This is a genomic window from Empedobacter sp. UBA7248, from assembly GCF_002472945.1.
Taxonomy (GTDB): domain Bacteria; phylum Bacteroidota; class Bacteroidia; order Flavobacteriales; family Weeksellaceae; genus Empedobacter; species Empedobacter falsenii_C.
On record NZ_DKSU01000016.1, the window covers coordinates 121,476 to 133,556 of the forward strand.

The window sequence follows — 12,081 nt, forward strand, 5'->3', positions numbered from 1 at the left end:
AGAGTGAAAAAATTTTATCATTTATTTATTACCTTATTTTTCTTAATCATTTATCGTTTAGGAAGTTTTAGTAAAATAACTTTTGGTGATTCTGCTGGAAAAATTTTGGATATTGAAGCAAATCAATTTACGTTTGAAACCTACTCATTAACTCATTTTTTGTATTTCAACTTCAATATTCTAATTCACAAATTATTTCCTTTTATAGATACCATTGAGATTGGACGTTGGGTAAATATTATTTCTGCTGTAATAGTTTTGAATATTTTATTTTCTATTCTTCAACTCTTAAATAAAAAACTTTGGATTTCTCTTTTAGGTACAGTTGCGTTTGGATTTAGTTTTACTTTTTGGAAAAATACCGAAAATATAGAAGTTTACACTTTTTGTTTAATTTGGATTTCACTTTACGTTTTATTTGCGATAAAATTTGTTCAAAATAAACAATCTAAAACGCTTTTATTTGCAGGAATAATGCTTGGAATTAGCTTATTTTCTCATGTACAAGGCGTTCTATTAATTCCTTCTTATTTTTATTTATGCTACTTGGCTTTTAGAAATAATATTAAAAATAGATTGATTTTTAGCTATTTTTTCATTCCTTTTCTATTTTTGGCATTGCTCTATATTTATCCAATTATTAATAACGAATCTCTGAAAAATGTTTTATCATCTTCAGAAAAATCATGGGTGTCTGATTCTTTGAAGAAAGATTTAGTAAGCTATTCAAAAGATTTAATGAAAGCATTAGGTTATATTATTTATAATTTTTGGTTTCTTAATTTTGCCATATTCTTTATTCCAATTAGAAATTTTATCAAAGACAAATCATTACTTTTTTTTATTATTTTCGGTTTACCTGTTTTTTGTTTTGCTACTATTTATGCTGTTAGCGATAATTATGTCTTTTTCTTAAATTTTAATTTAGCTTATTTGATTATTTTAAGTATTGGTTTAAACAATTTCATTACAAAATTTCCGAAGTACACTTCATTAATTTCTATCCTTATTTTCTCAACACCGCTTTATTATTATTCGGCCAAACAACTTGCTATGCAAACAACAAAAGGGAAAGAATTTCATCAACAAAAAGCATACAAAGACGGATTAAATTATTATTTGCTTCCTTGGATGAATAACAACAAAGGTATTTTGGAAGTTATTCTAAATAATGAAGAAACAAATGAAGATATTGAATGGATGAAAGAAACAGGTCAAAAATTAATTGATCTTAAATCTAAAACAATGACAAAAGAAGAAATAAAAAAGTTATAATTTTTTTAAATAATTTCTAAATATAAAAGTAGCATATAATCCAGAAACTATATACATAATTAAAAAACCGAAAGCTGCTCCATTTAGTTGATAAAAAGGAATAAGTATAGAATCTGCAATAATAAGTGTGATAATTGAAACAATTGAAACTCGTACACTATATGTAAACAAACCAACTGCACTAAATAAATTAAGAAAAAGAACTCTAAACAACATTGCTAAAACAACTGCTATTGTTGCAATAAAAAAAACTGTATCACCAGCTAAATAACTTTTATTGAAAAATAACTCGATTATAAAATCTCTAAGAAAATAACTTCCTAAAAGAATACTAATTCCTATAAGAATGAATAGCTTATAATAATTTTTTATATAAAATTTTAGAAAATCCTTGTTCTGACTATTTTTAATAATTCGAGGAAAATCGGTTTGAAATAATATAGTCGGAATAAATAATAAATTCATAGGCAGAAGAATCGCAACTTTATACAAAGCAATATCTTTATCTGTCATAAAAATCGCAATCATTGCAATATCAATCGAAAACAATAACTCTGAAGCGAAATAAGCCAAAGATTCCATTCTTCCATATTTCCACATCATTTTCCAATTCATTTCACTTAAATCATTTATTGATTGTTGTAAAATTGTTTTAGAATAGAAAAATAAACTAATAAAAGGTGTAATCGCCAACGAAGTCATATAACCAATTGCTCCAAAATTGATGGTTAAGAAAAATGTAAAAATCAATCCCAAACAATTAATCAACATATTTAATGAAGCAAACTTCTTATTGAAACCATTTATTCGATAATCGATTGTAAGATGAGACTGAAAAAACATCCCGAAAAGACGAACAGAAAACAAGAGAATAATCCATAATAAATGATCAAATTTTATGGCATAAAAATTAGCAATTACAATGAAAATACTACATAAAATAAGCTGATTAATAACGCCATTTCTAAATAATTTTCGACTTAGGTCTTTACGTGTTTGTTCATTTTCTTCGCCAGCACCAAACTTCATCAAAACCTGTAATGAACCTAATCCATTCCATGGCGCAACAAACCCAATAATAGATGCGATAAGTGTTATACGACCAAATTCATCTTGCGGAATCATTTTTACAATGAAAATGGTATTAATCAGCATCACTAATTTTTCTACCACAAAAGATAAAAAAACGTAAAAACCATTGTTTTGTAAAAAAGATTGTATGAATTTGATTAAATCTTTCATTGTAAAATTTTCACATAAACTTCATCAAATTGGTAAGCAATTTCTTCCTTAGAAAAATTATTCAAAGCATACGTATTTAATTCATTTGACGTTGCAAATTCATAACCTTCTATCACCTCAACCATTGCTTTATAAAGTGCTAATTCATCATTTTTATTCACAATAAATCCAAAATTATTTGGCATAAATTCTTTAATTCCGCCTACATCGCTTGCGATAACAGGAATTCCTGAAGCAAAAGCTTCTATTTGAACACAAGGTTGATTTTCGTAGTGACTAAAAAGTACAAAACAATTTGCGTTCTTCATCTTTTGATTCACTTCAAAATGTTGTAATCGCCCAAAAGATTTTACAAAATCATGTAAATTATTTTCTACAATAAAATTATTAATCAAAGTTAAATCTCCATTTCCTCCAATCTGAAATTCAAAATTATAACCATTATCAACTAACTTTTTAGCAACATTCAACATTCCCAAAACATTTTTATGCTCGTTTCCTAAATGCGAAAGATGTAAAAATATTATTTTTTCAACTTTACATTCTTCTTTTACTGAAAACAATTCTACATCCACAACATTTGGAATAATTTTTACATTTGTTATAGGATAAATTTCAAGTATTTTTTGTGCTAAATCATTCGAAACAGGCGTTAAAAAATCTACTTTTCTAAGTATTTTCTTAATTAAGAACTTCTTGTAAAATGAAAATGAAATAAAACGTTCTGGGGAAAATCCTGTCCAATGCTCTGTTAAAACTATTGATTTTTTGTATTTACTTTTCAAAAATAAAGCAACTAAACCAGCTGGATAAATAACATTGACATGAATTATATCAAAATTATTAACCAAAGAAACTCCTTTCAGAAAAGCTATAAATTGTTTGATTAAATTAAACGGACGAAAAAAAGATGGTTTAAAATAAACAATTATTTCCCTTATATTTTGGTTGATAGAATCATCTATTTCAAAATTAGATTTTAAATTTTCATCTTTTACTGCATGAACAAGCGTCACATTATTTAAAGTAGAGATAGAACGTAAATGGCGCTGAATAAAATCTCCATTATCTAAAAAAATTCTACTCGGATACCAAGATGCTAAAGCTAAAATATTTTTTCTCGAATTATTCACCTGACTTTTTATAACGTTTCAGCTCTTTCATTACAAAGTAAAGTTGAACTAAATAGCCCATTCCCGCAAAGAAAGAATATAGGGATAACGTCAAAAGTATATTTTTATTTAGTCCGCCAATCACACAAGTAATCAATGTAACGAAAACTAAATAAATATTGAAGTATAGTGCGTAATGATTTTTCTTGATAACCACGACAATTTGCTGAATAGGATTCATTGCAGAACGACACAAAATCCAGAAAGAAAGAATCCACGTCATAATATGTAAACCTCGCCATTCTGGTCCAAGCATCCACTCGAGAATAAAAATTCCGATACAATTCATCAACAAAAGAAAAACAGCAATTGCTCCAACGTTATACAGCACCACTTTTTTCGATAAATCATATAATTGATGCGAACGATGATCAATCATTGCAGCAGATTTCTGAAAGAAAACTTTCGACATCGAATTGGAAAGTAATGTCAAAGGAACAACCAAAACTTTAGCAGAATTTCCTACAAAAGCTACATCTTCTTTCATAAAATAAATCGCAATCATAATGGGGAGCAAATTGTTTGCAATCGCATTCAACGATTCTGAGGGTAATGTATATTTTATGATTTCTTTGTTCTTAGAAATTGTTCGTTTAGCCAAACCAAAATCAATAGAAGAAAATCGTCCTTTTGTAATTGAAAAATAATATGCACAAGACAAAACTGTTCCGAAAATTGTTCCATAAATCAATCCTGTTTCTTTGTAGCCCATCCAATAAAAAATGAATTGAAAAAAAACCGAAAACAGTGCATTAATCACAAATCCAGTCGAAATACTTTTGAATAATTTATACTTCGTAAACAATGTATTTTGAACATTATTCCAAGCTGTAAATAATCCTGCAATACAACTTAAGAAAACAATAAATAAAGACGTTTTGAATGTGAAAATTCCTTCTAAAACTGCATAGCCCAAAAAGAATAAAATCGTTACAATGCTACTCACTAATAATAAAGTTGTGAACAAATTTCGAATCGCTTTTGATGATTTCGAAATCACGAAAATATTCTCTAAACGAAACGTTGTCAAAATAGCTAGAATCGCCACAAAAGCTGAAAAAGCATTGTAAGTTCCCGACGCTTCTGGACCATAAATTCGAGCCAAAATAATTCCGCCAATAAACATAATCACTTGCGCAATCGTGTTCCCTGCCAACAAAGACAAAACACCTTTGGCATTCTTCGTTTTAAATTTTTCTAACTTCGCTTTCAATTGATATTTTCTTCATCAGCAAATCTACATAAAATCCTTAGCTTTGCATTTATGAACACAATAAAACACGTTTTTTTCGATCTTGATAACACACTTTGGGATTTCAGAAAAAATGCAAAATTCGCGCTAGATGAGCTTTACAAAAAGTATGATGTAGAAAATAGATATGGTTTTACATTCGAGGAATTTCATCCATTTTATCACGATAGCAACGAAGGTCTTTGGGCTTTGATTCGTGACAAAAAAATTACAAAAGAAGAATTACGTGCTCGTCGTTTCAAAGAAGCTTTTGATAATCTTGGAATTGATAATGATGCTTTGGCAAAGATTTTTGAAGAAGAATACATGGAAACCATTACCAATTATAATGAAGTGGTAGATGGTGCGATGGAATTGCTGGATTATTTGAAGCCAAAATATAAGCTACACATTATCACAAATGGTTTTCTCGAAGTCTCGAAACGTAAAATTGAAACGTCAGAATTAAATGGTTATTTTGATACGGTAACTTATGCAGACGAAATCAAAATCTTGAAACCTGATCCTCGTATTTTTTCTTTGGCAATGGAAAAATCTGGTGCTAAAAAAGATGAATCAATTTACATTGGTGACGACTGGATTGCGGACGCTGTTGGCGCAAAAGCTTTCGGAATGTCGGCTATTTTCTTTGATCGATTAGATGATAATTTTTCGATGGATGATGTTCCTACAATTACACATTTAGATGAAGTAAGAAATTATTTATAAACTTAAGGTTCAGAAATTCTGAACCTTTTTTTATGTCAGAAAAAAATCTATTTTTGATAAAAATTACTCAATACTTATGAATTTAAACAACCTAAAATTTCCGCTTGATATAAAGTTTCATATTGCAACTTTTTCCAATGATTTTTCTGTAACAGATGCTAATAATCAACCTGTGTTTTATGTACGCGAAAAAATTCTTTCGTGGCGAGATGTGATTAAAATCTACCGTGATTCATCAAAAAAAGAAGAACTTTTTCAACTTCGATCAAATAAAGTCATCGATTTTCAACAAACTTTTACCATTACAGATGCGAACGGAAATGTTGTTGGTAAAGCAAAACGAAAAACTTTCAAATCCTTTTGGAAAGCGACTTTTCATATTTACGACGCAAACGATAATCATTTATTTACAATCAACGAACGTAGTGGTTTTACACGTATGATGGACGGAATGGTTGGAGAAATTCCCGTTGTAGGATTTTTCTCAGGTTATATTTTCAATCCAAAATATGTTTTAACTGATTTACAAGGAAAAGAAATGATGGAAGTATCAAAAGAACCTTCATTCTTTGGACGAAAATTTAAATTAAATCAATATCAATCATCCGAAAATGATACACTTTTTGTTTTGAGTTTTATGATGATGCTCATAAGCGATAGAGATCGAGGATAATTTTATTTAAAAATATTTGCAGATTCAAAAATAGTCTTTATATTTGCAGTCCAAAATAAGAACAATAGTTCCTTATCAGGAATGGCCGAGTGGCGCAACTGAATAGCGCACTTGATTACGGCTCAAGAGGTTACAGGTTTGAATCCTGTCTCGGTCACAAAAGCAAAAGCTCATCAAAATTTGATGAGCTTTTTTATTTTAATACACTTCTGTTTCTTGTGGAATTTCTTCTACTTTTTGAGATTTTTTTGTCATAAAGAATATACAATTCCCAAACCACGTGAACCAAAAAATATAAAATCCGAAATGAAAAGTCTTTTTCAATAAACGATGTGATGTTTCAGTAAAATCGTAATAGCAATAAATTAATCCAATAATTCCCATAAAAAGGAAAATGAGAGGCAATAACAAACGTTTAAAACGCTTCGTTGTTTTCTCATTCCAAATGGATAATACGATAAAAATAACAGCTTGTATAGCGAATAATAACAAGGCTGTTTTCCACCACGATTTCAGGATCGTATATTCGTTGTAAATAATTGTGATTCCTACTTTACCGATGAATGACATTTTCGAGATCATTATTCCAGAAAGTAAAGAGGAAAATGCCAATATGAGAAGATGTATAATTTTGTTTTTCATGATTAAAATTTATTAGTTCAATTTACACAAAAATTAATCCATAAAAAAAACCTCGAGAAGCTCTCGAGGTTAAATATTTTGATGAATAATTCTCTTATAAATTAATTGAGAAATCCATTAATTTTTTGAATGCTTTCAAACGTTCAGCTAAACCATCACGCGTTAGAGCTCCTAATGAATCAGTACCAAATTTTTCACAAGTTACAGACGCTAATGCAGATCCGTAAACAATTGCTCGTTTCATGTTATCAAAAGAGAAATCGTTTGTTTTTGCTAAGTATCCAGAGAAACCACCTGCAAATGTATCTCCTGCTCCTGTTGGATCAAATACATCTTCTAATGGTAAAGCTGGTGCAAAGAAAACTTGTTCTTCTTGGAATAATAAAGCTCCGTGTTCACCTTTTTTGATGATTACAGTTTTTGGTCCGAATGTCATGATTTTTTTAGCCGCTTTCACTAAACTATATTCACCCGACATTTGACGCGCTTCTTCGTCATTAATAGAAATTACATCAACATCTTTGATCACATCCATCAACTCATTCCAAGCACAGTCCATCCAAAAGTTCATTGTATCTAAAACAACCAAACCTGGACGTTTTTCTAATTGCGTCAACACTCCTTTTTGTACCAATGGATGTAAATTTCCTAACATCAAAACGTCTGGAGATTTACGATCTTGAGGAACAACTGGATTAAACGTTTCTAAAACATTCAATTCTGTTGCTAACGTATCACGTGTGTTCAAATCGTTATGGTATTTACCTTCCCAAAAGAATGTTTTTCCTTCTTTTACGATTTCTAAACCATCTAAATTAATTCCTTTTGAAATTAATAAATCGATGTATTCTTGTGGAAAATCTCCACCAACAACTGAAACGATTGCAGTATCCACGCCCAATAAAGAAGACGCCATACCGATATATGTAGCGGCACCACCTAAGATTTTATCTGTTTTCCCGAAAGGAGATTCTAATTTATCAAAGGCAACTGTACCAACTGTTAATAAACTCATTTTATATTCTTAATTAAATAGTTTGCAAATATATAGAACTTTTAAGAAATAAGTGCATTCGCTAAATCAACAAAAGCAACTTCAGTTTGTTCTCCCGAAATCATATCTTTTACCGTCGCTTTTTGCTCTGCAATTTCTTTCTCACCCAAAAGAATTACTTTCTTAATTCCTTTTTTATCAGCATATCCCATTTGCTTTTTCATTTTTGCATCATCTGGATAAACCTCTGTATTAATTCCACTTTGACGTAATTGTTTCACCAATTTCATTGCCTCAGCAGCTTCTTTCGTTCCGAAATTAATGAACAACGCTTGGATATTTGTTGAATCTTCTAAAGCTGGGAATAAATTATTTTCTTCTAAAACTAAATATGTACGATCTAATCCAAAAGAAATTCCAACTCCAGAAATATCTTTCAATCCGAAAATTCCTGTCAAATCATCGTAGCGACCTCCACCACCAATAGATGAAGAGAATTCTCCGATTTTCGCTTTCACTTCGAAAATAGCTCCTGTATAATAATCTAAACCACGTGCTAATGTTAAGTTTAATACTAATTCAGCAGATTGTAAACCAATAGTTGTTGTATTTTCAAAAACAAATTCTAATTCTTCGATCCCTTTTAATCCAGTTTCCGAAGATTTTAAAATTTCTTTTAATTGAGCAAATTGTGTTTTATAATCTCCATTCATTGAGAACAAAGGTGATAAAATTTCAATCGCAGAATCAGAAATTCCTTTTCCACGCATCTCTTCTTTCACCGCTTCTTCACCAATTTTATCCAACTTATCTAAAGCCACAGTAAAATCAATCAATTGAGCCGAAATATCTGCTACTTCTGCTAAACCTGATAAAATTTTACGATTATTGATATGAATTTCAACTGGCGTTTTTAATTCTGTAAAAACTGAATCATATAATTGTACAAAATCAACTTCTTGTAACAACGAATCCGAACCTACAACATCCGCATCACATTGAAAAAACTCACGGAAACGACCTTTTTGAGGACGATCGGCACGCCAAACTGGTTGAATTTGGTAACGTTTGAAAGGAAATGTAATTTCATTTTGATGCTGTACAACATAACGCGCGAAAGGCACAGTTAAATCATAACGCAACGCTTTTTCAGATATTTGAGCAATTACTTTTTGACTATTTTTATCTGTTAACAATTGCTCATCAACTTTTGCTAAATAATCTCCAGAATTCAAAATCTTGAAAATTAATCGATCTCCTTCTTCTCCGTATTTACCTGTTAAGGTTGATAAATTCTCGAATGATGGAGTTTCGATTGGAGAAAATCCGAATAACACGAACTGTTTTTTAATCGTGTTGATAATATATTGACGACGATTCACTTCTAAAGGCGAGAAATCTCTTGTTCCTTTTGGAATCGATGGTTTTTGAATTGCCATTTTTCTAATTCTTTCTTTTAAAGACACAAAAATACATCATTTTGATTTTTAACTCGACATTTTGTTTCAAAATCATTGTTTTAGAAAGGATTTAATTAAAATACTCAAAGTCAACCTGAACTCGTTTCAGGTTCACATCACGTTATTAAAAGAATAAATTATGCTGCGGAAAGATTCTGAAACAAGCTCTGAATGATAATTCTATACAAAATTAAAAAGAGGATGAGAAGCTGAAATAAATTCAGCTTGACAATCACTACACAAATCAATCTTATAAATCCTAATTAATATCGTAATTTTGCTTTTATGTATTTGAAAGAACTTAAAGCGCGACAATTCAAGAATTTTGATGAAAATAATTTCGAATTTTCACCAAAAATTAATGCATTTGTAGGACAAAATGGGAAAGGCAAAACCAATGTTTTGGATGCTATTCACTATTTGGCTTTAAGTAAATCCTATCTGAATCATTCGGATGCGATGAATATTCAGTTCGATTGTGATTTTTTTACATTAGAAGGAACTTTTGATCGAAATGAATCTGATGATGTCATTTTCTGCTTGGTTCGTTCTGGTCAGCCCAAACAATTAAAACGAAATTCGAAATCTTATGACCGTATCTCTGATCATATCGGACAATATCCTTTGGTGATGATTTCGCCTTATGATAACGATTTAATCAAAGAAGGAAGTGAAGTTCGACGCAAATTTTTGGACAATATTATTTCGCAGTCGAATAAACAATATTTAGCTGATTTAATGCGATACAACAAAGTTTTAGTTCAACGAAATGCGTTACTAAAATACTTTGCTGCAAATAATACATTTGATTCAACTTCTTTGGAAATTTACGATGAAGAATTGATTCATTTAGGAAAAAAAATTCATGAAGTTAGAAAAGAATTTATTCAAACTTTTTTGGATGCTTTCTTGAAATATTATAATGAAATTTCGGAAGGTCGAGAAAAAGTAAACATCGAATATGTTTCTCAGCTTAATGACGCACCTTTTGAAACGGTTCTGAAAGAAGCTTTATACAAAGATCGTTCTGCACAATATTCAACAGCCGGAATTCATAAAGATGATTTATTGTTTACGATTACCAATTATCCAATCAAGAAATTTGGTTCGCAAGGTCAACAAAAATCGTATTTAATTGCGTTGAAATTAGCGCAATTAGAAGTCATCAAATCATCCTTAAACATAACACCTTTGTTATTATTGGATGATATTTTTGATAAATTAGACGAACATCGTGTAACACAATTGATTAAATTAGTGAATGAAGAACGATTTGGTCAAATTTTCATTACTGATACACATCCCGAAAGAACGGAGCAAATCATCAAACAAATTAATTCTGAAAGTAAAGTTTTCCGTTTATGAAAAAGTACGAAAAAAGAAGTAATCAGCAAACGCTTGGACAAGCTTTGGAGCATTTCATTAAACAGAGTGGAAAGGAAGAATTGATTTGGGAAGTGAAAGCAGAAGAGGCTTGGCAAACGGTGATGGGAAAGTTTTTCGAAAAATATACGGACCGAGTTGAAGTAAGACAAAGGGTTTTGTATGTAAAAATTAATTCTCCTGCAATGAGACAAGAATTATTGATGGGAAAATCGAAGATTTTAGCTAATATAAATGAAGAAATTAAAAAGGATTTTTTAGTTGACGTAAAAATATTTTAAATGCCTTACATCGAACATTCTACTTACCCTACACCTAATTTCATCAACAGAAATGCACATCTTTCTACCATTATTCCGGCGAAATTCAAGAAATACCCTGTTCCAAATTATACTCGAGAAAAAATCACAACTGATGATGGTGATTTTCTGAATTTGGATTGGCGATTTCAAAATAATAAAGACAAATTAATAATTCTTTTTCACGGATTAGAAGGCGATTCAAAACGAACGTATCTTAATTCGTGTTCAGATTATTTTTACAACAAAGGATTTAATATTTTGGCTTGGAATCACAGAACTTGTGGAGGCGAAATGAATGACACTTGTCGTTTGTATCATCATGGATCAATTGATGATGTACACAGAGTTGTAGAAAAGGCGTTGAAAGAAAATTATCAAGAAATTTATTTGATTGGTTATTCGATGGGTGGAGCTTTGGTTTTGAATTATCTTGGAGGTTATAAAGTTTCGAACAAGATAAAATCTGCTGTTGTTTTTTCTGCACCAATTTCTCTAAAATCATGTGCTGATACATTGAAAATATTTCCGAATACTGTTTATTTTAAAAATTTCAAACGCACTTTAGTTCCAAAATTTAAAATAAAAGCTAAACAATTTCCAGGTATTTTGAATGAAGAAATGATTGATAAAATAAAGACTTTTGATGAAGTCGACGAATATTTTACAGCGGCTTTACATGGTTATTCATCTAAAGAAGATTATTATCACAAAGCTTCTCCTGCAACTGTTTTAGACCATATTAAAACACCATGTTTGATTGTTAACGCTGCAAATGATCCTTTTTTAGGGAAAGATTGTTATCCTATCGAACGTTTTAAAAACCATAAATTCTGCACCTTTGAAATGCCTAAATATGGTGGACACTGTGGCTTCACGTTAGAAAACAATAAACATTCTTGGGCGGAGATTAGAGCTTGGGAGTTTATTGAGAAAAAATAATTTTACACATAAAAAAAACCCTCGAAGCAAGCTTCGAGG

Annotated in this window: 11 protein-coding genes, 1 tRNA gene and 1 pseudogene; 7 read left to right on the forward strand and 6 right to left on the reverse strand. The window is 30.2% G+C overall.

What is annotated here, in order from left to right:
- Positions 1-3: 3 nt before the first annotated feature.
- Positions 4-1,275: a protein O-mannosyl-transferase family gene (locus B4A23_RS15150; RefSeq protein WP_291121162.1), complete on the forward strand. Its 1,272-nt coding sequence runs from the start codon at positions 4-6 to the stop codon at positions 1,273-1,275.
- Here B4A23_RS15150 and B4A23_RS15155 read toward each other — a convergent pair.
- Genes B4A23_RS15155 through B4A23_RS15165 form a run of 3 tightly spaced genes read right to left on the reverse strand, consistent with a single transcriptional unit; the run spans position 1,270 to position 4,902 of the window.
- Positions 1,270-2,517 (reverse strand): oligosaccharide flippase family protein, encoded by a 1,248-nt coding sequence (locus B4A23_RS15155; protein ID WP_180905342.1) that lies wholly within the window; start codon positions 2,515-2,517, stop codon positions 1,270-1,272. The genes B4A23_RS15150 and B4A23_RS15155 overlap by 6 nt on opposite strands.
- On the reverse strand, positions 2,514-3,650 hold the full coding sequence (locus B4A23_RS15160) for a glycosyltransferase family 4 protein (RefSeq protein WP_291121163.1): 1,137 nt from the start codon (positions 3,648-3,650) through the stop codon (positions 2,514-2,516). The genes B4A23_RS15155 and B4A23_RS15160 overlap by 4 nt, the downstream gene beginning before the upstream one ends.
- Positions 3,643-4,902, reverse strand: coding sequence for a lipopolysaccharide biosynthesis protein (locus tag B4A23_RS15165; RefSeq protein WP_180905344.1), 1,260 nt, complete (start codon positions 4,900-4,902; stop codon positions 3,643-3,645). The genes B4A23_RS15160 and B4A23_RS15165 overlap by 8 nt, the downstream gene beginning before the upstream one ends.
- 51 nt (positions 4,903-4,953) lie before the next feature.
- Here B4A23_RS15165 and B4A23_RS15170 point away from each other — a divergent pair, with 51 nt between their 5' ends.
- From B4A23_RS15170 to B4A23_RS15180, 3 genes and pseudogenes are all read left to right on the forward strand, one after another.
- The gene (locus B4A23_RS15170) at positions 4,954-5,649 is read left to right on the forward strand and encodes a YjjG family noncanonical pyrimidine nucleotidase (protein ID WP_291121166.1); all 696 of its coding nucleotides are present in this window, start codon (positions 4,954-4,956) and stop codon (positions 5,647-5,649) included.
- A 46-nt stretch (positions 5,650-5,695) separates the two neighbouring features.
- Positions 5,696-6,322 (forward strand): annotated as a pseudogene (locus tag B4A23_RS15175) (LURP-one-related family protein); the annotation flags it as partial.
- Positions 6,323-6,405: 83 nt separating this feature from the next.
- Positions 6,406-6,479 (forward strand) — tRNA-Arg (locus B4A23_RS15180).
- Between the two features lie 41 nt (positions 6,480-6,520).
- Here B4A23_RS15180 and B4A23_RS15185 read toward each other — a convergent pair.
- From B4A23_RS15185 to hisS, 3 genes are all read right to left on the reverse strand, one after another.
- The gene (locus tag B4A23_RS15185; RefSeq protein WP_038336496.1) at positions 6,521-6,964 is read right to left on the reverse strand and encodes a hypothetical protein; all 444 of its coding nucleotides are present in this window, start codon (positions 6,962-6,964) and stop codon (positions 6,521-6,523) included.
- A gap of 94 nt (positions 6,965-7,058) precedes the next feature.
- Positions 7,059-7,979: a PfkB family carbohydrate kinase gene (locus B4A23_RS15190; protein ID WP_291121168.1), complete on the reverse strand. Its 921-nt coding sequence runs from the start codon at positions 7,977-7,979 to the stop codon at positions 7,059-7,061.
- Positions 7,980-8,020: 41 nt separating this feature from the next.
- Entirely contained in the window at positions 8,021-9,397 is a 1,377-nt protein-coding gene (gene hisS / locus B4A23_RS15195) for a histidine--tRNA ligase (RefSeq protein WP_291121170.1), read from the reverse strand.
- Positions 9,398-9,703: 306 nt separating this feature from the next.
- Here hisS and recF point away from each other — a divergent pair, with 306 nt between their 5' ends.
- From recF to B4A23_RS15210, 3 genes are read left to right on the forward strand one after another with little or no spacing between them, the layout of a single operon-like run.
- Positions 9,704-10,783, forward strand: coding sequence for a DNA replication/repair protein RecF (recF, locus tag B4A23_RS15200; protein ID WP_125350783.1), 1,080 nt, complete (start codon positions 9,704-9,706; stop codon positions 10,781-10,783).
- Positions 10,780-11,082, forward strand: coding sequence for a DUF721 domain-containing protein (locus B4A23_RS15205; RefSeq protein WP_180905351.1), 303 nt, complete (start codon positions 10,780-10,782; stop codon positions 11,080-11,082). Before recF ends, B4A23_RS15205 begins: the two co-directional genes overlap by 4 nt.
- The gene (locus B4A23_RS15210) at positions 11,083-12,042 is read left to right on the forward strand and encodes a YheT family hydrolase (RefSeq protein WP_291121172.1); all 960 of its coding nucleotides are present in this window, start codon (positions 11,083-11,085) and stop codon (positions 12,040-12,042) included. It begins immediately after the preceding gene.
- The last annotated feature ends 39 nt before the right edge of the window (positions 12,043-12,081 follow it).